Raw genomic sequence first — 25,385 nt, 5'->3', positions numbered from 1 at the left:
CCGGGCCGTCATCGTCAAAGCTAAAGACGCTGTCCTGAATAACTTCTTCACCATCCGAACTGCGGCTAATCAGGTCAACCGTTGCCGAGCGGGTCACCGTATCGCCATCGGCATCCTCGACCGTCACGCTGTACTGCAACTGTACGGCACCATTTTCGGCCAGCAGCAAGCTCACAGCTTCGTCGTGCAGGGCATTATTGCCATGCACCAGCGGCTCATACAGCGTCGTCTGCAATTGGTAGACCGGATTACCCGGTGTGCCCACATCAACAATCTCGATGGTAAATACCGTCTGGCTGTCTTCATCCAATCCACGTAGCAAGGTATCGCTAACGCGTTCCAGGGAGATCGAGCCGCCATCAATCGCCATCAAGGTTGTGGCTAGTTCGCCACTGTCTGGGAAACCAGTAAAGCTGAAGCTACCAGTGGTAGAGCCGGGACCATCCGAGCCATAGCTCGAACTGGCGATGGCAAACAGACTAACCAGACCACCAGACAAATTCGTGGTGACTTGACCAAGCCCCGGGCCGGCATCATCGGTGTTGCCGTCACTGTCGATTTCGCCAACGGCTAGACGCTCTTCACCTTCAGTCTCATCCACATTGACCTGCAGAGCCAGCAGCTCTTCACGTGAAACGTCTGCACGAACCGCCAAGGTGGGGCCATCATCGTCGAAGCTAAATGAGGAGATTTCGCCATCCGCCAGCACAATCGATTGGGTCTGACTAACGGAGTCTCCATCGCCGTCTGTACGGGTCACGGCGTACTGCAACGCAAGAGAACCGCCATCGGTAATCAGCAGGTTGACGGTTTCATCGAAAACGTCGCTGTTGATATCGTGCTCCAGCGCCTCGAACAGCGTGGTCTGCAACTGGTAGACCGGTGCATTCGGTGTGCCGATGTTGATGATCTCGATTGTCAGCACCGGATCGCCGCCATTGGCATCGCGGCCGACCAAAATGCCACCCTCCAAGAACAGGGCGATGGCACCGCCAGCGGTCGAGCTGAGATTGGTCGCCAACCCAGCTTGAGGCACACCGGCAAAACTAAACACTCCTACCGTGCTTCCAGCGCCATCTGCACCGAAGCTACCGCCGATAGAAAATAGTGCCGCCAAACCACCCGCGACCGCCGTCGTGGCTTGGGCTAGAGCGCCCGGTACATCATCACTGCTGTAGCTATCGTCAGCATCGTTGGCGGCATAGCGGTCCGCGCCGCCAACAGTCTCATCCAGCTCGACCTGCAGAGCCTCAGCAGCAGCCTCAGCATTGACGGCCAGCGAAAGACTCGGACCATCGTCATTGACCAGCACATCCAGAGAGACCGTCGGCGAGACATCGCCATCCAGATCGAACATGCGCACCAGGAAGCTTTCACCCACCTGATCCCCAGCACCGGTCGCATTGGGGTTGCTGTGATTGAGGGTATTGCTGGTCAGGGTGTAGACCCAGTTGCCGGCTGCATCGACGGTGAGGGTTCCGTAGAGCCCTTGAACCACGCCACCACTGGTGACGTTGATCCACACGCCATTGGCATCCTGAATTTCGATGGCCGAAACACCATCCGGAGAGTTGATCACCAGCGTTCCGAAGGCCTGTTCGGCATTACTGGCAGGGTTGGTGCCGTTGGCCAAGCCCTCTTCATCGACGATGGCAGGCCCCGTCGCAATGGTGCCAGTGGCATCCTCGTATTCCACCTCGATCACCGGGGTGAAGTTCGGCACCACTTCGTCGGGAAAGACAATCGGCTCACCATCCGGAAACTGGGGCGCAGTCGAAAGACCTGCGGTTGGGAAGCCAATGGTTGGATCAAGTGCGCCGCCAATCTCGCTCAGCAGTACGAAACTGTGACCGCCGCCAACGCCACCTGCACCACCGGCCCCGCCTGCACCCGGCCCTGCAGCGGTTGCTTCAGCCTCCAGCGTAGGGTCGACACCCGCTTCAATCGCGGCCTGCAGTTGTTCAATGTCGGTCAGGTCGGCATCAGAAGGTGCAGGCGGCGCCTGATCCTGGGCCGCAGCCGTATTGGAGGCATCGGTACCGGCAAGCATCTGCTCATTGAGGCCCATGCTGCTGTCGCGGCCCAACGTCAGCGTTTGACCATTGCTCAGGGCAATCGCAACTGCACCACTGGCACCGGTTACCAGTTGTTCACCTGCGTAGACGCGATCACCTTCAACCAGCGGCCGGCGCGTTCCATCGCCTGCTACCGCAAAGACCTCGCCGACAACCTGACTGACGACACCAATCAAAGTAGCCATGATTCCTTCCTCCGCACTACAACTGCCGACCACCGCCGACACGTTTCAAAAGGGCCAAACCACCTTTCGAACCGGGGATTGCGTGCGAAGAAAACGCTGAGAAATTTAGACGGCGCTATTACACACTTTCTAATGCGACAAAAAAGTGTCGCCCTTACAGCACCGAACAACTCAACCAGCTACATCCCCGCCCCTTATTCTCAAAATCTTGTTTGACCATCTGCACTAACTGCGAAATGGCTTAAAAAGCCCGTTTTTCGCGGCTTACAGAGAAAACAATGTGCCCGTTCTCACAGTCTGCATAAGACTTATTTCTCATAAACGTTGTGCCAATTTTTTCTTAGCTACGCTTATGGATGTTCTTAGCTGTGATGGTAAGAGTCCGCTCAGCCAACGCGGGCAAGAATCGCCATTTTTTTGGCGACAGGAACAGAGCATATAAATAAAGGAGAAATCCAATGCGCGCTCTAACACCGCTATGCAGCAGCATTCTGCTGGCCATTGCCTGCAGCCAGGCCCAGGCAATGACCCTATCGGAAGCCATTCAAAGCACCATCGACAACCACCCCGAGCTACACGCCAGCATGAATGATCGCCTGTCCGCGGACGAGGACGTGAAAGTCGCTAAGGGTGGCTACCTGCCGACCGTCGATCTGCTGGCCGGCTATGGCCGTGAGCAGACTGACAGCCCCAGCACGCGCGCGCTTGGCGATCACAACAAGGAAACTCTGAATTATCGCGACGCCGAACTGCGTCTGCGGCAGATGCTGTTCGACGGTTTCAACACCCCCAACGAAGTCGCACGTACCAAATCAGTGGTCGACTCCCGCGCCTACTACGTGCAAGGCACCTCCGAGAGCCTCGCCCTGCGCACTGTCGAGGTTTACCTGGACGTACTCAAACGCCGCGAAATGGTGGCCCTGGCGGAGAACAACCTGCAGGCACACTTGAGGGTCAATGATCAGATTGGCCTGCGCAGTGAACAGGGTGTGGGTAGCAACGCCGATCTCGACCAGTCCAAGGCCCGTCTGGCCCTGGCCGAGAACAACCTCTACACGGAACAGGTCAACCTGGCCGATGCCGAGGCCAACTTCTTCAGTGCCACCGGGCGCATGCCCGACGAGCTGGAAACACCGGCCAGCATTAAAGGTGAAGTCCCCGAGGATCTGGCCACGGCGCGCCAGGCGGTAATGGACAACAACCCCTACCTCAAGTCGGCTCAGGCCGACGTGTATGCCGCCGAGAAGCAATACGAAGTAGCCAAGGCCCCCTTCTACCCGCGCTTCGACCTTGAGCTAGCGACCACCGCCGATGACAACGTCCAGGGCGACGAGGGTCACTACAACACCTGGCGTGCTGCGGTGGTGATGAACTACAACCTGTTCAACGGCATGCGCGACAAGGCACGTCTGCAATCGGCAGCACACCAAATCAATCAATCCATGGACATTCGCAACAATGCCCTGCGGGTACTCAACGAGAACCTGATGCTGGCTTGGAACGCGATGGAAAACGCCCGCAAGCAAACCGATAAGGCCCGCGACTATGCCGACTACAGCGCACGCTCGCGCGAGGCCTATCAGCAACAATTCGGCCTTGGCCAGCGCACCCTGCTCGACTTGCTGGACAGCGAAAACGAGCTCTTCACCGCCAATCGCCGCTATGTCGAGGTGCGCTACACCGAGGAGTTCTCGATGTACCGCCTGCTGTCCGCAATGGGCAGCTTGCTGAGCAAGCAGAACATCGTGTTACCGGCCGAAGCTGTAGCCCTCACAGAAGTGAAGAGCGAGGCCCGCCTGCCGGAAATGAAGTAATCCCGGCGAAGAGGCTACCCGGCCTAGGCCGGGTAGCCTCTCAGGAGTCGTGCATTTGACCACCATGGAACGGAGACCGTCCGATGACCAGCGGCAGAGTCACGATGACCCCCTGCTCGATGGTCTATTGATACTCTGCACCCTGCATGACTGCCCTGCCAGCCGGGCCAGCCTCACGGCAGGGCTGCCGCTGCCAGAGCAGCGCTTGAGCCCGGATCTATTGCCTCGTGCTGCCGCGCGTGCCGGCCTGCAGGGGCGCATTCTGCGGCGCGAGCTGAGCGCAATCTCGCCTCTCAACCTGCCGGTATTGCTGTTATTGAAAGATGGTCGCAGCGCCGTATTGAGCAAGATAGGCGCGAAGAACCAGCTCTTGATCCTGCCCTGCGAGGCTGAGGGGGGCGAGCAGTGGGTCAGCCGCGAACACTTGGCACAGGAATACAGCGGCCAGGCCTTTTTCGCCAAACCGCGCCATGAGCTGGAAGAAGTCAGAACCCCGCTCGTACCCAGGGTCGAAGCCTGGTTCCGCGACACCCTAAAGCTGTCGCGCTGGCTGTATACCGATGCCGTACTCGCCAGCCTGCTGATCAACCTGCTGGGTCTGATGGTGCCGCTGTTCGTGATGCAGACCTACGACCGGGTAGTGCCCAATCAGGCCACTGCCACCCTCTGGGTGCTGGCCATCGGGCTGTTCATCGGTACTGGCTTTGAGCTGCTATTGAGGGTCTTGCGCGCTTACCTGCTGGATGTGGCCGGCAAGAAAACCGATGTGGTGCTGTCCGCGACGCTATTCGAGCGCATCACCGGCATGTCGATGAAGGCGCGACCGGCCACGGTCGGAGGCTTTGCCCAGAGCATCCATGACTTCCAGGGGCTACGTGAGTTTCTCACCGCGGTTACCCTGACCAGCCTGATCGACCTGCCCTTCTCGTTACTGATGATTCTGGTCATCGGCCTCCTCGGTGGCTGGCTGGTCGTCATTCCCCTGCTGGCGTTTCCTATCACCGCCATCTTTGCCCTGATCATCCAGGCCCGCCTGCGCGACACCGTGCAAAAAAGCCTGGCCCTCGGCGCAGAACGCCAAGCCCTGCTGATCGAAACCCTCGGCGGACTGGAAACCCTGAAAGCCTGCAGCGCCGAGAGCGAGCGCCAACATCGCTGGGAAAAGACCCACGGCGCCCTCACCCGCCTGGATAGCCACGCGCGCTTCCTGGCCTCGCTGGCCACTAACGGCACCATGTTCTTTCAGCAGTTCGCCGGCATGGCCACCATCGTCGCGGGGGTCTACATCATCATTGCCGGTCAGCTCAGCGTGGGCGCGCTGGTGGCCTGCTACATGCTTGGCAGCCGTGTGCTCGCGCCTCTGGGGCAAATCGCCGGGCTCATCACCCGCTACCAGCAGGCGCGCCTGACCATGACCAGTACCGACGCCCTGATGACCCTCCCGCAGGAGCGCGACGCCAAACAGCGTCCGCTGGAGCGCACACGCCTCAAAGGCGCACTGGACATCCGGCAGATGAGCTTCAGCTACCCCGGCCAGAGCACGCCGGCGCTGAACAAGATCAGCATCCATATCAAGGCCGGGGAACGGGTTGGGATTATTGGCCGTAGCGGCTCAGGCAAGAGCAGCCTGGCGCGCATGATCATGAACTTCTATACGCCGGACGAAGGCCAGATCCTGCTTGATGGCCTCGACCTACGCCAACTCGATGTCGCCGACCTACGCCACCAGATCGGCTACGTCGCCCACGACCTACCACTGCTGGCCGGCAGCCTGCGCGACAACCTCACCCTGGGCGCCCGCTACGTCAGTGACAGCCGCATGCTCGAGGTCGCCGACCTTTGCGGGGTGTCCGACCTGGCCCGGCAGCATCCACAAGGCTTCGACCGGCCGGTGGGCGAGCGCGGCCAACTGCTCTCCGGTGGTCAGCGCCAGGCCGTACTGCTGGCCCGTGCGATGCTGCTGGACCCACCGATCCTGTTGCTCGACGAGCCTACCAGCGCGATGGACAACTCCAGCGAAGATACCCTGCGCCTCAAGCTGCACAACTGGACGCAAGGCAAAACCCTGCTGCTCATTACCCACCGCAACTCGATGCTCAGCCTAGTCGACCGCCTGATTGTGCTGGACTACGGCCACGTGGTCGCCGACGGGCCCAAAGAGGCTGTGATCGACGCGTTGCGTAAGGGCCGCGTCGGCCCTGCGGCGGTCTAGCCGGGAGACGAAACCATGGATATGAGCCAGTCCCTGCGCGACTATTTCTCCAGCCTGGGCAAGCAGAAGCCGGACACGGAGTTCATGCCGGAAGTGGACGGCGTGATGCAGGAGGACTCTCCGTGGCTGGCACGCGCCACCGTCTGGACAGTCTGCATCTGCCTGGTAGTGGCACTGATCTGGGCCAAGTTCGCGGTGCTTGAAGAAGTCACCACTGGCGAAGGCAAGGCGATTCCCTCCAGCAAAGTGCAGGTCATCCAGAACCTGGAGGGCGGTATCGTCACCGAGATTTTTGTGCGTGAAGGCCAGGTAGTGAATAAGGGCGATGTGTTGCTGCGCCTGGATGCCACCCGGTTCATATCCAACAAGGGCGAAACCGAAGCTGACCGTCTGGCTCTGGAGGCCAGAGTCGCTCGCCTGAGCGCAGAGGCCGAGGGTATTCCGCTCTCACTTGCGCAGGAGCTGGTCGAGCAGGCGCCGCAATTGGCTGAAGACGAAATGGCCCTGTACAGCTCACGCCAGCGGCGCCTGGAAAGCGAGCAGAACACCCTCAAGGAGCAGCTGAGACAGAAGACCCAGGAGCTGGCCGAGTTTCGCGCCAAGGCCCAGCAGTACCGTTCAAGCCTCGGCCTGGTTCAGCAGGAACTGAACATGTCACAACCACTGGTAGAGTCCGGCGCCATCTCCGCGGTCGAAATCCTGCGCCTGCGCCGCAGCGCAGTCGAGATGCGTGGTTCGCTGGAGGCCACAAACCTGGCTATCCCCCGCGCTGAAGCGGCGATGCAGGAAATCGAGAGCAAGCTCAACGAGTCGGCCCTGAACTTCCGCACCGAGGCGTTGAAAGAGCTCAACGAAGTCCGTACCGAGCTGAAAAAAATCACCTCCACGAGCGTCGCCATTCAGGACCGGGTCAGCCGCACCACCGTCGTCTCGCCCGTGAACGGAGTGATCAAACTGCTCAAGGTCAACACCATCGGTGGCGTGGTACAACCCGGCGACCCGATGGTCGAAGTCGTGCCGCTGGAAGACAACCTGCTGATCGAAGCCCGCGTGCGCCCTCAGGACATCGCCTTCCTGCATCCCGGGCAAAAGGCCATGGTCAAGTTCACCGCCTACGACTTCACCATCTACGGCGGGCTCAAGGCCAAGCTGGAGCTGATCAGCGCCGACACCATCACGGATGAGGAAGGCAACAGCTTCTACCTGATCCAGGTACGTACCGATAAAAGCCATCTGGGCACTAGCGAACACCCACTCCTGATCATTCCCGGCATGGTGGCCACCGTGGACATCGTCACCGGCGAGAAGAGCGTACTCGACTACCTGCTCAAGCCGGTGCTCAAGGCTCGCTCGGAGGCACTGCGCGAGCGCTGATAGCGATTCGGGCGAGGCTTGAGCATCGGGAGCGCACTGATCGCAGCTAAGCCAGCTCCCACAGAAAGCAGGGAGTTCGTAAGCCATGGCAACCCAGGCACAACCTGAGGGGCCTTAGAGCAGCGCAAAGCCCCCATCGCCAGCCAATTGACAGGCACCGGTCAAAAAGTCCCGAAAGGGCTTTGGGCCGCGACGCTTCTGCACGATCTGAGGCGCGGTCAAGGCTCCTCCTTCGAAGTCACGGAACCGCTGTGATTACGCCGGAATATCTCCTCCCCCATCGCCGCGATCTGCCCTTCGATCAACGCCTCGAATGGTCGCAGTAGCGCGTCATAGCGCTGTGGCGCCTCCTGCAGCTCAAGGGCCGCGACTATCGCCTCGAGGGTCGCCAGCGCCCCCTCGCCCGGCGCCTTGCGTAACCGGTAACGCGAGTTCAAACCAGCAGGCAGGCTCACGCAGGGCAATGTGCTCAGTAGCGGGTTGAGATACAGCAGCTTGCGCGCCTTGCGCCAGGTGCCGTCAGGCACCACCAGCAACAGGGGCCTGTCATCGTCCGCCGTGGCCCGCAAGGGCAGCGTCTGCGCAGTCTCGCCGGGGAACAGCAGGCAGGCGCGATAGGCCGGATCGAGCCAGCGCTCCAGTTCGGGAAAAGTCTCGCCAACTTCGAGCTGCGCATTCGCCAATCCCAAGGCGGCAAACCGCGCAGTATTGAGGGCATGCCCCACCTCATCCGGGTGCTGCAGGATCAGCACCCGACTACGACTGGGCAGGCAGGGAATCAGGTGGCAAAGACAGTGACTTTGCGGGCGTAAACAACGCTCGCAGCGAATACGGGGCATGGCGCGGAACCTCCGCCGCGCAGTGTGCCACAAGCAGCCAAGGTTCCCGCATCAGCGGTTGAAGCGCTCCGCCAGGCTGTGCAGGTAGCCCGCCATTTCCTCCAGCTCCTGGCTGATGCCCACACCCTGCTGGGCCTGGCCGGCGCTGTGGTCGGAGAGCTGGGCGATGCGGGTGATCTGCCGGCTGATGTCCTCCGCCACATGAGCCTGCTGCTCGGAAGCCGCTGCCATCTGCTGGCTCATGCCGGTGATACGGGTCACCGCCTGGCTGATGCCATCCAGCGCTTCGCGCACTTCCTCGACGCTGCGCACGCTGTCGCGGGAAATCTCCTCGCCTTTGTTAGCGGTATTCACCGCCTTGTCCGCACCACTGCGCAGCGAGGCGATGATCTGGTGAATCTGCTCGGTGGACTCGCGCGTACGCCCCGCCAATGCGCGCACCTCGTCCGCCACCACGGCGAAGCCGCGCCCCTGCTCGCCGGCACGCGCCGCTTCGATGGCGGCGTTGAGCGCCAGGAGGTTGGTCTGTTCGGCGATGGACGTGATGACGTCGGCAACGCTGCCAATGGACTGGGTCGAAGCAGCCAGCTCGTTCACCGCCTGACCGATCTCCTGCACTGCACCGGCCATCTGCTGCATGGCCTGCAGGCTGCCGCCGGCCAAGCTGCGACCTTGCTGGGCCAAGCGGTCCGCTTCCTCCGCAGCGTGGGAAGTGTTTTGCACGTTGTGCGCCACCTCCTGAATAGTGGCTGCCATCTGGTTGATGGCGGTGGCCGATTGATCCGTCTCGCTGCGCTGTTGCTCCAGCATCTCGGCGCCGGAACGGGATATCTCTGCCGATTGCGCGGCACGCTTGCGTACGTTTTCGCCCGCATCTTCCAATCGGGTCAGCGCCGTCTGCAGGCGCGCCTCCTCGCTGATCATGGCCATGTCCAGCAGGGCCTGGGCACCGCGGTTGTCACTGTAGGTCAGCGCGACCAGGGCACTGGTGAAGGCCTTGGGGTGCTCGGCCAGAGTTTTACGAATCAGCTGGCGCTTGCTGTACAGCTGGAAGGAACCGAGGGCAAACATGCTCAGCACGATCAGGGCCGCCAGCGGCCAACCACTGAGCGTGAAGGCCCCCGCCAAGATGATCAGCGTGGCGAGCATCACAGGCCATGAACGCACCAGGTCATAGGTCCAGTACTCGACCTTCGAGACTGGCGGCTTACCGGCTCGCAGCCGTGCATAAAGCGCCTCGGCACGGCGTTTCTGCGCCTCGCTGGGCACCGAGCGTACCGACTCGTAGCCAGCCATCTTGCCGTTCTCGTAGATGGGCGTGACGTAGGCGCTGACCCAGTAGTGATCGCCATTCTTGCAACGGTTCTTGACGATGCCCATCCAGGGTTTGCCCTGTTTGATGGTTTCCCACATATGAGCGAACACACTCGGCGGCATGTCGGGATGGCGCACCAGGTTGTGCGGCTCGCCCACCAGTTCCTCACGCGAGAAACCGCTGATGGCCACGAAGGCATCGTTGACGTAGGTGATCTTGCTATTGAGGTCGGTGGTGGAAATCAGGCGCTCGGCATCGGTAAAAGTACGCTCGCGCTGGGTAACAGGCAGGTTTTGACGCATGGCTGACCATCCCTGGAAGAGTGGTATTGGTGAGTGCCGTGACTACACCTATAGGGTCTAGCACAGCATCACCAAAGCAGCACAAGGCCATCACTTAAAACCCGACAAAAACTATGGACTCTGCCAGATCAGGCGATGCGGTCGGCCTTGCGTCGATAAGGGAAAACGTCAATGACCTTACCCGCCCGTATCGCCTCCTGCAGGCTCTTCCAATAATCAGCGTCGTAGAGTTCGCCATGCAGCGTGCTGAACAGGCGGCGCTGGCTGAGATCGACGAACAGAAAGCGCGGGAACTCCTCGGGGAACACATCATTCGGCCCCACCGAGTACCAGGGTTCGCTGGACATCTCATCCTCCTCGTAACGCGGCGGCGGGATATGGCGGAAGTTCACCTCGGTGAGGAAGCTGATCTCGTCGTAGTCGTAGAACACCACGCGCCCGTGCCGCGTGACGCCGAAGTTCTTCAGCAGCATGTCTCCGGGGAAGATGTTGGCCGCCGCCAGCTGTTTGATGGCCAGGCCGTAGTCCTCCAGCGCGTCCCTGATCTGCGCCTCGTTGGCGTGCTCCAGGTAGATATTCAGCGGCGTCATGCGCCGCTCGGTCCAGCAGTGGCGGATCAGCACGGTATTGCCGTTCTCGATCTCCACGGTGGAGGGCGCCACCTCCAGCAGCTCGGCCAGGCACTCCGGGTCGAACTTGGCCAACGGGAAGCGGAAGTCGGCGAACTCCTGGGTATCGGCCATGCGCCCGACCCGATCGACGCTTTTCACCAGGCGGTACTTCTCGATCACCGTGTTGCGGTCGACGTTCTTCGATGGCGAGAAGCGGTCCTTGATGATCTTGAACACGGTATTGAAGCCCGGCAGGGTGAACACGCTCATGACCATGCCACGCACGCCGGGCGCCATGATGAAGCGGTCGTCGGTGTTGGCCAGGTGGTTGATCAGCGCACGGTAGAACTCCGATTTGCCGTGCTTGTAGAAGCCAATCGAGGTGTACAGCTCGGCGATGTGCTTGCCCGGCAGGATGCGTTTGAGGAACGCGATGAACTCCGCCGGGATATCCACCCGCACCATGAAGTAGGAGCGGGTGAAGGAAAAAATGATCGACACTTCCGACTCGTCGGTAATCAGGGTGTCGATCTGGATGCCCTGCCCTTCACGGTGCAACAGCGGGAACACCAGCGGCCACTGCTCGTCCGGGGTGTAGATGCGCCCGACCAGATAGGCGCCCTTGTTGCGGTACAGGGTCGAAGCGAACAGCTCGATGGTCAGCGCCCGATCCTTGCACACCCAGTCCGGCAGATTGGCGCGCAGCTGCTGCTCCAGGCTGTCCAGGTCGCGCTGCAGATTCTCGAAGCCAACGCCATAACTATAGTCACTGAAGATCTGCCGCAGCGCCTGCTGCAGGTCGCCACGCGGGTGGTAGATGCGGGTCTGCGGTGTGCGCTCCTGAGCCCGCAGCGAGGGCCGGGTCGTGTGAATGAACATGCAGCCATCGCTGATCTGGTCGTGGCTGAACAGGCTGCAGAAGATCGAGTTGTACCAGGTCTCGGCCAACTCATCGTCGTCGCGCAGGTTGATCAGGCTGATATAGGCACTCTTGGCCAGCGGCCACAGATCGATGTCCAGCAACTGCTCGGCGGCAAAGCCCTGGCGCAGGCGCTCGCCGCATTCGGCGACCTTCTCCTCGTAGAGGTTGATGCGCGCCGCCGAGGCGGCCTGGGCCTCCTGCCACAGCGCCTGCTCGAAGCGCGCCCGGGCGCCGTTGGTGATCTCGCGAAAATGCGTGCGGTAGTCGTCGAACCCCTCAAGGATCATCCGCGCGATATCGGCGGCCGGCCGTTGCTGCGACATGGGAAAGCCTCTGCTGCGTGTACGGAACCCGAGCTTAGCCAGCGACGCGGCAGAGGGGAAGCCGCCCGCCATTAGCCGAATATCAGGCCCAGAGAAGGATCAGCTCGGCATCGATCAGCAACTGCCGCAGCTGGTCGAGCTGCAAGCACGGGGCATCGGTGCAGGCGGCAGCCAGGCGAAACGCCATGCGCCCCTGACCAGCCAGGCGCCTGCCGTTACGGTCAGCCCCCTTCGAGCCTGATCGTCGTCCTGCTGTGTGCGGTGGTGGGGCACGCGGTCCAGAGCCTGCCCCGCCACGACGGAAGCCTCAGCGCGGGGCAAGGATGCGAGTCATGCACCGTTTTGGCCCCGATATCGTGCCCCCGGCAGGCCAGCACATTCCACCAAAAAGCCCTGTAACGCCGATGTTTACTGGCTCCTGGCAAATCTGGCACAGACGATGCAGAAACTTGCCCAAGCCCAGTACACCGGGCCGCCCATCGATCAAAGGCGATCGAGCAGCCGCACTCAGGCGGCGGGCAACAACGGTCTCTCCGAGAGATCGCACAGAACAGGCAAAGGCGCCTGAGACCGCAAGGTTTCAGGCGCCTTTTTTATTGCCGCGGAAAAACCTGATGAGCTTTGGCCGGGAACTCCTATGAACACCACAGTCGCCTCTACTGACAAGCACACGCTGATCGTCGTCGGCAACGGCATGGTCGGCCACCACTGCGTCGAACAACTGCTCGCGGGCGGCGCCCTGGAGCGTTACCAGATCCTGGTGTTCGGCGAAGAACATCAGCGTGCCTACGACCGCGTGCACCTGTCCGAGTACTTCGGCGGCCGCGATGCCGAGTCCCTGGCGATGAGCGACGCAGCGCTGTACGAAACACCCGGCCTGACCCTGCACCTGGGCACCCCGGTGCTGGAAATCGACCGCGAGCGCCGCGAGGTGATCACCGCCCAGGGCGCCTTCGCCTACGACAAGCTGATCATGGCCACCGGCTCCTACCCCTTCGTGCCGCCGATCGAAGGCGCAGAAGGTGATTCGCGCCTGGTCTACCGCACTCTGGAAGACCTCGACGGCATTCGCGCCGCGGCCAAGGGCAAGCGCCGCGGCGTGGTGGTCGGCGGCGGCCTGCTCGGCCTGGAGGCGGCCAACGCCCTGAAATCCCTGGGCCTGGAAGCCCATGTGGTCGAGTTTGCTCCGCGCCTGATGCCGGTGCAGCTGGACGACTTCGGCGGTGCGGCGCTGAAGCAGCGCATCGAAGACCTGGGCGTCGGCGTGCACCTGTCCAAGGCCACCCAGAGCATCAGCGCCGGCAGCGAGTACCGCTACCGCATGAACTTCGCCGGCGATGACTTCCTCGAAACCGATCTGATCGTGTTCTCCGCCGGCATCCGCCCGCAGGACGCCCTGGCCCGCGCCTGCGGCCTGGAACTGGGCGCCCGTGGCGGCATCGCCATCAACGACCAGTGCCTGACCAGCGACGAGCACATCTTCGCCATCGGCGAGTGCGCGGCGTGGAACGGCAGCATCTTCGGCCTGGTCGCCCCCGGCTACCAGATGGCCCGTCTGGTCGCCGCCCAGCTCTGCGGCCAGGAGGGCCAGCCCTTTATCGGCGCGGACATGTCGACCAAGCTCAAGCTGCTCGGCGTCGACGTCGGCTCCATCGGCGACGCCCACGGCGCCATGCCCGGCGCCAAGAGCTACCGCTACATCGACGAGGCCACGGCCAGCTACCGCCGTTTAGTTGTGTCCGCCGACGGCAAGCAGGTGCTCGGCGCCGTGCTGGTCGGCGACAACAGCTACTACGACACCCTGCTGCAGTACGCGCAGAACGGCATCAAGCTGCCGGACGATCCAGCCAGCCTGATCATGCCGGTCGGCGACGGTGCCCCGGCCCTGGGCGCCGACGCCCTGCCGGACAGCGCCACCATCTGCTCCTGCCACAACGTCAGCAAGGGCGCGATCTGCTCGGCTATCGACGCTGGCTGCACGGATCTCGCCGGCATCAAGTCCTGCACCAAGGCAGCCACCGGCTGCGGTGGTTGCGCGGCGCTGCTCAAGCAGGTGGTCGAGCACGAACTCACTGCCCGCGGCGTGGAGGTCGACAAGAGCCTGTGCGAACACTTCGCCTACACCCGCCAGGAGCTCTACCACTTCGTTCGCGTCGAGGGCATCGAGAGCTTCGAGGAACTGCTGGCCAAGCACGGCAAGGGCCATGTCGGTTGCGACATCTGCAAGCCGGCGGTGGGTTCGATCCTCGCCTCCTGCTGGAACCGCCCGATCATGAACCCCTCGCTGGTGCCGCTGCAGGACACCAACGACACCTTCATGGCCAACATGCAGAAGAACGGCACCTACTCGGTGGTGCCACGCATCCCCGGCGGCGAGATCACCCCGGACGGGCTGATTGCCATCGGCGCAGTGGCCAAGAAATACGACCTCTACACCAAGATCACCGGCGGCCAGCGCATCGACCTGTTCGGCGCCCAGCTGCACGAGCTGCCGGAGATCTGGGGCGAACTGATCAAAGCCGGTTTCGAGACCGGCCACGCCTACGGCAAGTCCACCCGCACCGTGAAGAGCTGCGTCGGCAGCACCTGGTGCCGCTACGGCGTGCAGGACAGCGTGAAGATGGCCCTCGACATCGAGCACCGCTACAAGGGCCTGCGCGCGCCGCACAAGCTCAAGTTCGCCGTGTCTGGCTGCACCCGCGAGTGCGCCGAGGCGCAGAGCAAGGACATCGGCGTGATCGCCACCGAGAACGGCTGGAACCTCTACGTCTGCGGCAACGGCGGCATGCGCCCGCGCCACGCCGAGCTGTTCGCCACCGACCTGGATGACGAAACCCTGATCCGCTACATCGACCGCGTGCTGATGTTCTACATCCGCACCGCCGACAAGCTGCAGCGCACCTCGGTGTGGCGCGAGTCACTGGAAGGCGGCCTGGACTACCTCAAGGCCGTGGTCATCGACGACAGCCTGGGCCTGGCCGCCGAGCTGGAGGCGCAGATGCAGCTGGTGGTCGACCGCTACGAATGCGAATGGGCCAACGCCCTGCAGGACGAGGAAAAGCTCAAGCGCTTCCGCACCTTCGTCAACGAGCATGGCGGCGACCCGGACATCCACTTCGTCAAGGAGCGCGGCCAGCGCCGCCCCGCCCGCGAAGGCGAACTCGAACTGATCCCCGTAACCGTGGAGGCCGTGTGATGAGCCAGACCAACGCCCTTGCCAACCCCGTCCAGGCTTCCTGGAAAACCCTGTGCGCCCGCGCCGACCTGGTGCCCAACTCCGGCGTGGTGGCCTGCGTCGACGGTCAGCAGGTCGCACTGATCTACCTGCCGGACACCGAGCAGCAGGTGTTCGCCATCGGCAACCGCGACCCCAAGTCCGGCGCCAACGTGATCGGTCGCGGCATCGTCGGCCACCTGCAGGGTGAACTGGTGATCGCCTCGCCGCTGTACAAACAGCACTTCCGCCTGAACGACGGCGGCTGCCTGGAATATCCGGAGCAGCACCTGCCGGTGTGGCCCGTCCGTCTCAATGGCGAACAGGTAGAAGTGCAGCTCTGACCTGCCCCGCTGCTGCCGGCAAAGGGCAGTTGCGGAATAGAAAAGCTCCTTTCCGCGGCCTCGGCCGCGGTTTTTGTCTTTATTGACCTAAAAGTCAGCTTATGGCCTGATGCGCCGCTATCGGCTGGCTCGCTGCCCCCTTGTGCCCCACATGAACCCACGCTAAAAACCGGGCCAGCGGAATTCGGGTATCGTCATACCGGTAACGCTATAGCGGTTAACGCGCCGCCGACGCGCCTTGAATCAACCTGGATCAAGGTGCCTGGCGACTCACTCATCCGCTGACAAGGACATTGCATGATCGCGTCACTGCAACGCAGCTTCCTGATCCTGAGCCTGGCCTGCTCCGGTACCGCTCTGGCCGAGCAGGTACAGGTCGCCGTCGCCGCCAACTTCAGCGCGCCGATGAAGACACTGGCCGCCGACTTCGAGAAGGACACCGGACATACGCTGAAAGCCGCTTACGGCGCCACCGGCCAGTTCTATGCACAGATCCATAATGGCGCACCGTTCGAAGTGTTCCTGGCCGCCGACGACAGCACGCCGGCCAAGCTGGAGCGCGAAGGCCATGCTTTGCCCGGCAGCCGCTTTACCTATGCCATCGGCACTCTGGCACTGTGGTCGGCGAAGGAAGGTTATGTGGACAGTCACGGCCTGGTGTTGCGCGACTCCGCGTTCCAGCATCTGGCCGTGGCCAACCCGAAGACCGCGCCTTACGGCCTCGCCGCCCTGCAGACGCTGACCAGGCTGGGGTTGAAGCAGGCCCTGGCCAAGAAGCTGGTCGAAGGCCAGAACATCGCCCAGACCCACCAGTTCGTCGCCAGCGGCAATGCCGAACTGGGCTTCGTCGCCCTCTCGCAGATCTACCAGAGCGGCCAGATCACCGGCGGCTCCGCCTGGCTGGTGCCGAGCGAGATGCACGACCCGATCAGGCAGGACGCGCTGATCCTCGCCAAAGGCAAGGACAACCCGGCCGCCAGGGCGCTGGTCGAGTACCTTCGGGGCGCCAAGGCGGCCGAGGTGATCCGTGCCTACGGTTATCAGCTGTAATCCTCGGCTAACGCCAAGACCTGTAGGAGGGGCCTTGGCCGCGACCCAGACAGCGCAACTGCGTCGCGGCCAAGGCCCCTCCTACACAATGCGTCGACACTCACGCCACCCAACCGCCAGCCCCACCACTGAACCAGAACGAGGCCTGCAATGCCCCTGACCAGTGCCGACTTCGGCGCCATCTGGCTGACCCTGCAACTGGCGGCGCTGACCACCGTGCTGCTGCTCGTGCTCGGCACGCCCATCGCCTGGTGGCTGGCGCATACGCGCTCGCGGCTGAAAGGCCCGATCAGCGCCCTGGTCGCCCTGCCCCTGGTGCTGCCGCCCACCGTCATCGGCTTCTACTTGCTGGTCGCCATGGGCCCGCACGGCCCGGTCGGCCAGCTGACCCAGAGCCTCGGCCTGGGCGTACTGCCCTTCACCTTCGCCGGCCTGGTGGTCGGCTCGCTGTTCTATTCCCTGCCCTTCGTCGTGCAGCCCATCCAGAACGCTTTCGAAGCCATCGGCCCGCGTCCGCTGGAAGTCGCCGCCACCCTGCGCGCCAGCCCCTGGGACTGCTTCTTCACGGTCGTGGTGCCACTGGCCAGGCCGGGCTTTCTCACCGCCGCGGTACTCGGCTTCGCCCACACCCTGGGCGAGTTCGGCGTGGTGCTGATGATCGGCGGCAACATCCCGGACCAGACCCGCGTGGTGTCGATCCAGATCTTCAACCACGTCGAAGCCCAGGAGTATGCCCAGGCTCACTGGCTGGCCGGCGGCATGCTGCTGTTCTCCTTCCTCATCCTGCTTGCCCTGCACTGGCGCGGCCGCGTGCAACCGGCCCGGTACTGAACATGACGGAACGCCGCCTGCGCATTGCCCTGCGCCTGCCCTACCGCGACTTCCAGCTGGAGGTAGACCTCGACCTGCCTGGCCGTGGCGTCACGGCCCTGTTCGGCCCCTCCGGCTCCGGCAAGACCAGCCTGCTGCGCTGCGTGGCCGGGCTGGAACGTCCGACCGAGGGCCTGCTGAACATCAACGGCGAAGTCTGGCAGGACAGTCAGTTGTTCCTGCCGCCACACCAACGCGCCCTGGGCTACGTGTTCCAGGAGGCCAGCCTGTTCCAGCACCTCAGCGTGCGCGGCAATCTGGAATACGGCCTCAAACGCATTCCCGCCCACGAGCGCCGCATCGACTTGGACCAGGCCCTGGCCCTGCTGGGCATCGAGCACCTGCTGGAGCGCATGCCGGCCCGCCTTTCCGGTGGCGAGCGCCAGCGCGTCGGCATTGCCCGCGCCCTGCTCACCAGCCCGCGCCTGCTGCTGCTGGACGAACCGCTGGCGGCCCTCGACCCGCAGCGCAAGCAGGAGATCCTGCCCTACCTGGAGCGCCTGCACGACGAGCTGGACATGCCCATGCTTTACGTCAGCCACTCGCCGGATGAAGTGGCGCGCCTGGCCGACCATCTGGTGCTGCTGGAGCAAGGCCGCGTGCAGGCCAGCGGCCCGGTCGAGCAACTGCTCGCCCGCCTCGACCTGCCACTGGCACAGGGCGATGACGCCGCGGTGGTGCTGCACGCCCAGGTCAGCGGCCACGACGCCGAATACCAGCTGCTGCAACTCAGCCTGCCGGGGTGCCCCCAGCCCTTGCGCGTCGCCCATGCACCGCTGCCGGCAGGCAAGCCGATGCGCCTCAAGGTGCACGCCCGCGACGTCAGCCTGAGCCTGGACAAACCCGAGCACAGCAGCATCCTCAACCGGCTGCCGGTGACCGTGCACAGCCAGCGCCAGGCCGACAACCCCGCCCATGTGCTGGTACGCCTGGACATGGCCGGCACTCCGCTGCTGGCGCGCATCACCCGCTACTCGCGTGACCAGCTCGGCCTGCACGAAGGCCAGCAGCTGTGGGCGCAGGTCAAGGCGGTCGCGCTGCTGGCCTAGCAGTTGCTGCTGTGCGTAACAGAACCCGGGGCACGGCACGTTCAAGTGGCGCCAGTCGCGGCTGAAGCTGCTCGCACACTGCCCCCGGCCTATGCCTGTGGGAGCGACTTCGGTCGCGATGCGCCTGGCTCATCGCCAGGAAGCCACGCCACACCTGCCTCTCGCCCAGGGTGCGGGCTTGCCGGCAACGCCGCTTGTCCCCTTCCCGCCCCAGCGCCTACCATCCGGCCACGCCCTTGACGAGCCAGCCCATGCGCGAACGCACCATCGCCAGCCACTTCATCCGCGCCGCCCTGCGCGGCGCCGAGCGCCAGGGCTGTGATTACAGCGCCCTGCTCGCCGAGGTGGGCATACAGTCCGCGCTGCTCGCCGAGCCACGCGCCCGCCTGGCGCCGGAACAGTTCACCCGCCTGCTGCAAGGCCTCTGGGCACTGCTCGACGACGAGTACATGGGCTTCGGCCACACCCGCAGCAAGCGCGGCACCTTCGCCATGATGTGCCACGCCATCATCCACTGCCGCAGCCTGGAAAAAGCCCTGGTGCGCGGCATGCTGTTCTACGGCCTGTTCCCCGATGCCCCGCGCGTCGCCCTGCAGCACGAGGGCGAACAGGTACGCCTGAGCATCGACAGCTCAGCCCTGTGGGACCCGGATCACTTCCTCACCGAAAGCCTGCTGGTGATCTGGCACCGCCTCGGCAGCTGGCTGATTGGCCAGCGCATCCGCCTCGACGAAGCAACGTTCGCCTACCCCGAGCCGGCCCACAGCGCCGAGTACGACCTGCTCTACCCCTGCCCACGGCGCTTCGACGCCGCCAGCACCAGCCTGCTGTTCCACAGTCGCTACCTGGCCCTGCCGCTGCTACAGGACGAACGCACCCTCAAGCAATTCCTCGAACACTCGCCCGCCGACCTGCTGGCCCGCCCCGATGGCGGCGACAGCCTGACCAGCCGCATCCGCCGCCTGCTCGGTCGCGACTGCGCCCACTGGCCCGACCTGGACAGCGTCGCCAGCCAGCTGCACATCAGCCCGCAAACCCTGCGCCGCCACCTGCGCGAAGAAGGCTCCAGCTTCCAGGAACTCAAGGACCACCTGCGCCGCGACCTGGCCATCTACCACCTGGGCCGCGACGAACTCTCCATCCAGGCCCTCGCCGAACAGCTCGGCTTCTCCGAGCCCTCGGCCTTCCACCGCGCCTTCAAGAAATGGACAGGCCTCACCCCCGGCGCCTACCGCGCCCAGGAAAACTGATTCACCACCGCGCAAGGATGCCGCCCCGTGAAAAAACTACGTAAACGCCACCTGCTCATCGCCCTGCTGCTGGCCTGGCTGCTCGCCCCGCAGTGGCTGCAGGTGCCGGTACAGGGCGCCAGCCCGCGTGACTGGAACCCGCAAAGCTTCTGGTTCGAACCCTGGGGCCGCTCCGGCACCCACAAGGGCATCGACATCTTCGCCCGCCACGGCACCCCGGTCGTCGCCCCCACCTACGGCCTGGTGCTGTTCCGCGGCGAACTCGGCATCGGCGGCAACGTACTGCTCATGCTCGGCCCCCAATGGCGCCTGCACTACTTCTCCCACCTCGCCGACTACAGCGCCCTGCCCGGCCAACCCGTACTGCCCGGCACCCCGCTCGGCAGCGTCGGCGACACCGGCAACGCCCGTGGCAAACCACCCCACCTGCACTACTCCATCGTCACCCTGCTGCCCTACCCCTGGCGCTGGGATAACAGCACCCAAGGGTGGAAGAAAATCTTCTACCTTGATCCTGACCAACTCCTGAGGGAAAACGCAGTGGACAGCCCATAAGCAAATCAGTAGCGTCGGGAAAAACCGCTGCGCTTCATTGCCTGTCCTTTTTCAGTTCTGCCGGCACGCTCCGCTGGCCGCACCCGTGGCGAGAAAAATCAAGGCTTTGATACGAAGCAAAGAATGTGATGCGCCAGAAGTAGCGTAATGAATTACTCCACTTGTGGCGTCTTCTTATAGTTCGGCACCACTGACTGACGCATAACTACCGCAGCTTGCAACCAAGGATTGTTGCACATGAAATACAGAACACCTTATATCACCACCACTATCGCTTTAGCTGCACTTGCAGGTTATGTGAATGCATCCCAGGCAAACTGCGAAGAACACGCCACTAACATGGCAGATATTCGAGCCTGTCTTAGTGAGCAACAAGAAGACAAAGTAGACGTGGCATACCAGACGACCTATGCATATGTTAAGTCGCGCGACAAGAAGGCTGCCAACTTTCTAGAGGCTGCTCAGAAGAGCTGGAAAGAATTCTCCAAGAAGTCTTGTGACTACACGGTGGCAGCTAGGCAAACTTCGAAATTGGCCAATGATGCCCGCGCTAACTGCATGGCCACCTTTAGTGACGCCCGCGTGAAAATGCTTAATGAATATCGCAAAGAATTTGGCAATGCACCGTAGTGCGGGCTCCCTTGGTGAAAGTAGCGCCGAACAATGCGCTCAACCGCCGCTCACTTCGTTCGCTGGACGTCCAAAAGCTGCGCTTTTGGCCGCCCGTTAGCTTAATCGTTAGAGGGAAAAGTGGCCTCCTACTGCGTATACACTATCCCTATAGCTGGGAATCTATCTATTGATAAGCCTTTAGCTTTTCAGATAGACGACATTGATATTGAATTCTTTATGCGCTCAGGGATATTGAGCCATCTTGTAATAAAGTGCCCTATCCCAAGCACGCCGACAACCGAAGAAAGGATAGGTGACAATTTAGCAACCAATGAGCCTAGAGCTCGTGAAATTGAAGAAATAGTTCTGCAGATAGGCAACGGCTTCTCTTTGTTTAGCTCTAGTTGTGTAGAGTTTCTTTTTGAAAAGAGGCGTGTCCAATGGATAATCAATGACAAACCATCTAGCATCCAAGTTGATATCAATGGTGGGCCAATCGCTGCCACATCTGCCAAGCATCTAACAATGCCATTATTTATACGCTCAGTATTGGTAGGCTGCATAGAAAAGAATCATGACCCAGCGTTGACATTTTTCAGCCGCGGAAGCACCGATGCAAACTCCCATCGCTTTATTGAGGCATATTACAACCTGTTCTTTTTCCTAGAGTTCCTGTATGGGAATGGCAAGTCAGGGAAAAATGCCACTCTAAATGAATTCATGAAATCCACTGAACTAACATCTAGCATTAAGAACACCTTAGAGAAACCTGAAATCAATGAGTTACTCTCAAGGTCTTTCATAGAAAAGCTTCGAGCATCGAACACAAGACAAATCTTGGAAAAATTAACACTTACCAGAGGCTCGTTACATCACCCAAATAAAAATAGAACTGATAATTGGAATCCAGAAAAACAGCGCCACTTTGGCGATGAAGCAATTTTCTTGCAGCTCATTTGCTTAGAAATAGCGTTTCATAGATATTTCGCCGTAGGATTCACTCAAAAAATTGACCATGCATACAAAAAAGTAGAGCGCTGCCTGAGAAGGGATAGCAGTATCCGCATTTTTACTACATCCCTCTAACTAGTAGTTTAAACCGTTCGCTTCGCTCACTGGGACGGACTAAGGCCCGCCACTTAACCAAACGTCACACCGAGAAGGAAACCCCATGAGAATCATACTTCTTGGAAATGCAGGCTCAGGAAAGAGCACGCTCTCTAAAAGAATCATCGACAGAGAACCCGCTGCGCGATTATCACTGGATGAAGTGGCATTTCATCACGGCGCAGAGCGACGCCCACTTCAAGAAAGCATTGCTGATGTTAAGAGTTTTATACAGTCACATGACAAATGGGTCATCGAGGGCTGTTATGCCGACATAATCAAAGCCATTCTAGATGAATGCGAAGAGCTTATATTTCTAAACCCAGGAATAGATACATGCATAGCTCACTGTCGCTCAAGACCTTGGGAGCCTGAGAAGTTCAATTCCCTCGAAGAGCAAAATGACAACCTGAATAATCTAATCGAATGGGTTCGATCATATGAACATCGAACAGATGAATATGGCCTTGGCAGCCACAGACATTTATATGATTCATTCAACGGAAAGAAGCGTGAACTAAAAAACACAGCCGAGTATGAAAACGTATAACAATTGTTTCAAAACCGTTAATTTCACTCACTGAGACCAGCTAAACCCCGCGCCTTAGCAAAGGCTGAATAATTCGACCGCCGCACCCGCCCCAGGCTCATATTCAATGCCCACTCCCCAGCTCTTCACCCTGACCCTCCTCACCCTATTCGCCTTCGCCGGCAACTCGGTGCTGTGCCGCTTGGCGCTGGCGCAGAGCGCCATCGATGCCGCCAGCTTCACCGGCATTCGTCTGCTTGCCGGCGCGCTGGTGCTGGGGGTGTTGGTCAGGGCCAAGGCCAAGCATGGCCCTCGGCAAGGCAGCTGGCTGTCGGCGGCGATGCTGTTCCTGTATGCCGCGGGCTTTTCCTATGCCTATTTGAGCCTGCCGACCGGCACCGGGGCGTTGCTGTTGTTTGGTGCGGTACAGGCGACCATGCTCGGTTGGGCGATGTACCGCGGCGAGCGCATGCGGCCGTTGCAGCTGTGCGGCCTGGCGGTGGCGCTGGCGGGACTGGTCGGGTTGCTGTTGCCGGGGCTTTCCGCGCCGCCGCTGTTCGGCTCGCTGTTGATGCTGCTGGCCGGGGTGGCCTGGGGCGTGTATTCGCTGCGCGGCAAGGGCGCCAGCGACCCGACGGCGGTGACGGCAGGCAATTTCCTGCTGGCGGTGCCGTTCGCCGTGGTCTTAAGCCTGCTGATGTACCGCGACACGTCGCTGGACCTGGCCGGCGTCCTCTATGCCATCGCCTCGGGGGCGATCACCTCCGGGCTGGGCTACGCCCTGTGGTATCGCGTGCTGCCGCTGCTGCGATCCACCACGGCGGCCACCATCCAGCTGAGCGTGCCGGTGATCGCTGCGCTGGCCGGCGTGGTGTTTCTCGGCGAGGCCATCAGCCTGCGCCTGGCGCTGGCCTCGCTGGCCATCCTCGGCGGCATCGCGCTGGTGATTTTGAACAAGCAGAGCTGATTACGTAGGTTGGGTTGAGGCGCAAAGCGCCGAAGCCCAACGCGGGCCTCGTTGGGCTTCGCTGCGCTCAACCCAACCTACATGATCAACCTACGGCCTAGCCCTTCTGCTCGCGCTTCATCAGATGCAGGGTGACGATAAAGCGCGCCGGCACCAGGATCAGCACCGCGAGCCTGCCGAGTCCGGCCATCAGGAGGATACCTTCCGGGGTCTGGGTGAGGTGGGTAAACATGGCCAGCAGAATCGCCGCCAGCCCGAGCGCCACGCCCCGCCATAGCGGGTACTGCACCCAGCGAAACAGGGGATTCGAGGGTGTCGCGCGCCTCGCTCGGTGTGCATTTGCGGATAGGCGCCGATGGCGGATTGTCATAGCCTAGCCGGCCGCCACAGGAGCCCGCCCCATGTTCAGACGCAGCTTCAACTCCATCGCCACCACCTGGCTGGCCGGTTTGCTGGCCCTGTTGCCACTGGCCCTGTCGTTGGCCTTTCTGGCCTGGCTGGTGAGCCTGCTCAACACCCTGGTCGGCCCTGGCAGCTTTGTCGGCAGGCTGTTTGCCGAGCTGGGCCACCCCTTCGTCAACAGCCACCTGCTGGCCTGGCTGCTGGGCACCCTGGTGTTGCTGGCTGCGCTGTATCCGCTGGGGCTGGCCGTGCAGCTGGGGTTGAAGGGCCCGCTGCGTCGTTTGTTCGACCGCACGCTGCGGCGCATTCCGCTGCTGGGCAATCTGTATGGGCTGGCGGATCGCTTCGTCGGCCTGCTGGACCAGAAAGACAGCGCCGACCTGGCCGCCATGAGCCCGGTGTGGTGCTTCTTCGGTGGCGACGGTGCCGCTGTGCTGGCCCTGCGTCCCAACCCCGAGCCGCTACAGATCGACGGCCGCGATTACTACGCCATCCTGGTACCAAGCGCGCCGGTGCCGGTGGGCGGCGGCCTGCTGTATGTGCCGGTGGAATGGGTCAAGCCGGCGGAAATAGGCATGGACCGCTTCACCAGCATCTATGTGTCGATGGGCATTACTCCGCCCAAGCCCTGAAAATATTTTTCGCCGACTGCATCCAGATCGCCCCCTGGCGGGTAGTCAGTACAGCGACCGCGTGGTCGCCTGGCTGATTTCACTTTTCAGGAGCGAATCGAATGAACGCTAAATCTCTGCTTCGCCTTACCGGCACATCCCTGGCTGCGTCCTGCCTGCTGGCGGCGCTGCCAGTGGTCGCGATGGACGTGCCTGCCAGCATCCAGGTGCCCGAGGGCAACCAAGTGGCCCTGGAAACGGTCGGGGTCGGCGAAATCACCTACGAGTGCCGCTCCAAGGCCGACGCCGCCGACCAGACCGAATGGGTTTTCGTCGGCCCCAAAGCCGCGCTGAACGATCGCAGCGGCAAACAGGTCGGCACCTATTACGGCCCGCCGGCCACCTGGCAGGCACTGGATGGCTCGAAGATCACCGGCACCCAGCTCGCCGTGGCGCCCTCCTCGCCAGACAGCATTCCCTTCCAGCTGGTCAAGGCCAACCCCGCCGAGGGCAAGGGCGCGATGGAGGGCGTGACCTACATCCAGCGCGTGGCACTCAAGGGCGGCGTGGCGCCGGCCACCCCCTGCACCAGCGCCAACAAAGGTGAGTCGCAGGTGGTGAAGTACCAGGCGGACTACATCTTCTGGACGGCCAAATAGGCTGAAGCACCTGAGCCTGGGCGTCATGCTGCTCACACAAGCGGCAGCTGGCGCGAGCAGTCCCCTCTCTCCTTAGGGAGAGGGGAAATGCTGAGCGGTTTCTCGGCTTTCGGCTCTCTCCCCCACCCCCTCTCCCGTAAACGGGAGAGGGGAGATAAAGGTTGGTGCTGCATGACGGGCCTGGCCGACCTCGC

20 protein-coding genes and 2 pseudogenes are annotated in these 25,385 nt (G+C 62.0%); 16 read left to right on the top strand and 6 right to left on the bottom strand.

Annotated elements, in window-relative coordinates; genetic code table 11:
- Window positions 1-2,260, bottom strand: a 2,260-nt coding sequence (locus ACF8C6_RS02595; RefSeq protein ID WP_392497858.1) for a retention module-containing protein, incomplete at its 3' end; no start/stop codon positions are given.
- A gap of 458 nt (window positions 2,261-2,718) precedes the next feature.
- Between ACF8C6_RS02595 and ACF8C6_RS02590 the strand changes: the two genes are divergently transcribed.
- From ACF8C6_RS02590 to ACF8C6_RS02580, 3 genes are all read left to right on the top strand, one after another.
- Window positions 2,719-4,074, top strand: a complete 1,356-nt coding sequence (locus ACF8C6_RS02590) for a TolC family outer membrane protein (protein WP_392497857.1) — start codon at window positions 2,719-2,721, stop codon at window positions 4,072-4,074.
- 64 nt (window positions 4,075-4,138) lie between these two features.
- On the top strand, window positions 4,139-6,286 hold the full coding sequence (locus tag ACF8C6_RS02585; protein WP_392497875.1) for a type I secretion system permease/ATPase: 2,148 nt from the start codon (window positions 4,139-4,141) through the stop codon (window positions 6,284-6,286).
- 15 nt (window positions 6,287-6,301) lie between these two features.
- On the top strand, window positions 6,302-7,660 hold the full coding sequence (locus ACF8C6_RS02580) for an HlyD family type I secretion periplasmic adaptor subunit (protein ID WP_392497856.1): 1,359 nt from the start codon (window positions 6,302-6,304) through the stop codon (window positions 7,658-7,660).
- A 218-nt stretch (window positions 7,661-7,878) separates the two neighbouring features.
- Here ACF8C6_RS02580 and ACF8C6_RS02575 read toward each other — a convergent pair whose 3' ends face one another.
- The 4 genes and pseudogenes from ACF8C6_RS02575 to aceK form a co-directional block, all read right to left on the bottom strand.
- The gene (locus ACF8C6_RS02575; protein ID WP_392497855.1) at window positions 7,879-8,499 is read right to left on the bottom strand and encodes a tRNA-uridine aminocarboxypropyltransferase; all 621 of its coding nucleotides are present in this window, start codon (window positions 8,497-8,499) and stop codon (window positions 7,879-7,881) included.
- A gap of 51 nt (window positions 8,500-8,550) precedes the next feature.
- Window positions 8,551-9,525 (bottom strand): annotated as a pseudogene (locus ACF8C6_RS02570) (methyl-accepting chemotaxis protein); the annotation flags it as partial.
- A 312-nt stretch (window positions 9,526-9,837) separates the two neighbouring features.
- Window positions 9,838-10,116: pseudogene (locus ACF8C6_RS02565) on the bottom strand (PAS domain-containing protein); the annotation flags it as partial.
- Window positions 10,117-10,244: 128 nt separating this feature from the next.
- Window positions 10,245-11,972, bottom strand: a complete 1,728-nt coding sequence (gene aceK / locus ACF8C6_RS02560) for a bifunctional isocitrate dehydrogenase kinase/phosphatase (RefSeq protein ID WP_392497854.1) — start codon at window positions 11,970-11,972, stop codon at window positions 10,245-10,247.
- A 637-nt stretch (window positions 11,973-12,609) separates the two neighbouring features.
- Between aceK and nirB the strand changes: the two genes are divergently transcribed.
- From nirB to ACF8C6_RS02505, 11 genes are all read left to right on the top strand, one after another.
- Window positions 12,610-15,168: a nitrite reductase large subunit NirB gene (gene nirB, locus ACF8C6_RS02555; protein ID WP_392497853.1), complete on the top strand. Its 2,559-nt coding sequence runs from the start codon at window positions 12,610-12,612 to the stop codon at window positions 15,166-15,168.
- The gene (gene nirD / locus ACF8C6_RS02550; protein WP_392497852.1) at window positions 15,168-15,530 is read left to right on the top strand and encodes a nitrite reductase small subunit NirD; all 363 of its coding nucleotides are present in this window, start codon (window positions 15,168-15,170) and stop codon (window positions 15,528-15,530) included. Before nirB ends, nirD begins: the two co-directional genes overlap by 1 nt.
- Window positions 15,531-15,827: 297 nt before the next feature.
- Complete coding sequence (modA, locus tag ACF8C6_RS02545; RefSeq protein ID WP_392497851.1) at window positions 15,828-16,580, top strand: molybdate ABC transporter substrate-binding protein; 753 nt, start codon at window positions 15,828-15,830, stop codon at window positions 16,578-16,580.
- 150 nt (window positions 16,581-16,730) lie between these two features.
- Window positions 16,731-17,411, top strand: coding sequence for a molybdate ABC transporter permease subunit (modB, locus tag ACF8C6_RS02540; protein WP_277690185.1), 681 nt, complete (start codon window positions 16,731-16,733; stop codon window positions 17,409-17,411).
- A gap of 2 nt (window positions 17,412-17,413) precedes the next feature.
- Window positions 17,414-18,499: a molybdenum ABC transporter ATP-binding protein gene (modC, locus tag ACF8C6_RS02535; RefSeq protein ID WP_392497850.1), complete on the top strand. Its 1,086-nt coding sequence runs from the start codon at window positions 17,414-17,416 to the stop codon at window positions 18,497-18,499.
- Between the two features lie 251 nt (window positions 18,500-18,750).
- Window positions 18,751-19,749 carry an AraC family transcriptional regulator gene (locus ACF8C6_RS02530; protein ID WP_392497849.1) on the top strand — a complete coding sequence of 333 codons (999 nt, stop codon included), beginning with the start codon at window positions 18,751-18,753 and terminating at the stop codon, window positions 19,747-19,749.
- Window positions 19,750-19,776: 27 nt separating this feature from the next.
- Complete coding sequence (locus ACF8C6_RS02525) at window positions 19,777-20,304, top strand: M23 family metallopeptidase (protein WP_392497848.1); 528 nt, start codon at window positions 19,777-19,779, stop codon at window positions 20,302-20,304.
- Window positions 20,305-20,541: 237 nt separating this feature from the next.
- Complete coding sequence (locus ACF8C6_RS02520) at window positions 20,542-20,934, top strand: lysozyme inhibitor LprI family protein (RefSeq protein WP_392497847.1); 393 nt, start codon at window positions 20,542-20,544, stop codon at window positions 20,932-20,934.
- A 120-nt stretch (window positions 20,935-21,054) separates the two neighbouring features.
- Window positions 21,055-22,002 carry a hypothetical protein gene (locus tag ACF8C6_RS02515; RefSeq protein ID WP_392497846.1) on the top strand — a complete coding sequence of 316 codons (948 nt, stop codon included), beginning with the start codon at window positions 21,055-21,057 and terminating at the stop codon, window positions 22,000-22,002.
- Window positions 22,003-22,087: 85 nt separating this feature from the next.
- Complete coding sequence (locus tag ACF8C6_RS02510) at window positions 22,088-22,573, top strand: hypothetical protein (protein WP_392497845.1); 486 nt, start codon at window positions 22,088-22,090, stop codon at window positions 22,571-22,573.
- A gap of 106 nt (window positions 22,574-22,679) precedes the next feature.
- Window positions 22,680-23,519 carry a DMT family transporter gene (locus tag ACF8C6_RS02505; RefSeq protein WP_392497844.1) on the top strand — a complete coding sequence of 280 codons (840 nt, stop codon included), beginning with the start codon at window positions 22,680-22,682 and terminating at the stop codon, window positions 23,517-23,519.
- Window positions 23,520-23,616: 97 nt separating this feature from the next.
- Here the strand turns inward: ACF8C6_RS02505 and ACF8C6_RS02500 are convergent, their stop codons facing one another.
- Window positions 23,617-23,808 (bottom strand): hypothetical protein, encoded by a 192-nt coding sequence (locus tag ACF8C6_RS02500; protein WP_392497843.1) that lies wholly within the window; start codon window positions 23,806-23,808, stop codon window positions 23,617-23,619.
- A gap of 112 nt (window positions 23,809-23,920) precedes the next feature.
- Between ACF8C6_RS02500 and ACF8C6_RS02495 the strand changes: the two genes are divergently transcribed.
- Window positions 23,921-24,553: a DUF502 domain-containing protein gene (locus ACF8C6_RS02495; protein WP_392497842.1), complete on the top strand. Its 633-nt coding sequence runs from the start codon at window positions 23,921-23,923 to the stop codon at window positions 24,551-24,553.
- Window positions 24,554-24,654: 101 nt separating this feature from the next.
- Window positions 24,655-25,191: a DUF3455 domain-containing protein gene (locus ACF8C6_RS02490; RefSeq protein ID WP_392497841.1), complete on the top strand. Its 537-nt coding sequence runs from the start codon at window positions 24,655-24,657 to the stop codon at window positions 25,189-25,191.
- Window positions 25,192-25,385 lie beyond the last annotated feature (194 nt).

Origin of the sequence: Pseudomonas sp. zbq_18 (assembly GCF_043102245.1) — a bacterium.
GTDB lineage: Bacteria > Pseudomonadota > Gammaproteobacteria > Pseudomonadales > Pseudomonadaceae > Aquipseudomonas.
The sequence above is the reverse complement of the archived record's forward strand: the minus strand, read 5'-3'. Positions and strand labels throughout refer to the sequence as shown.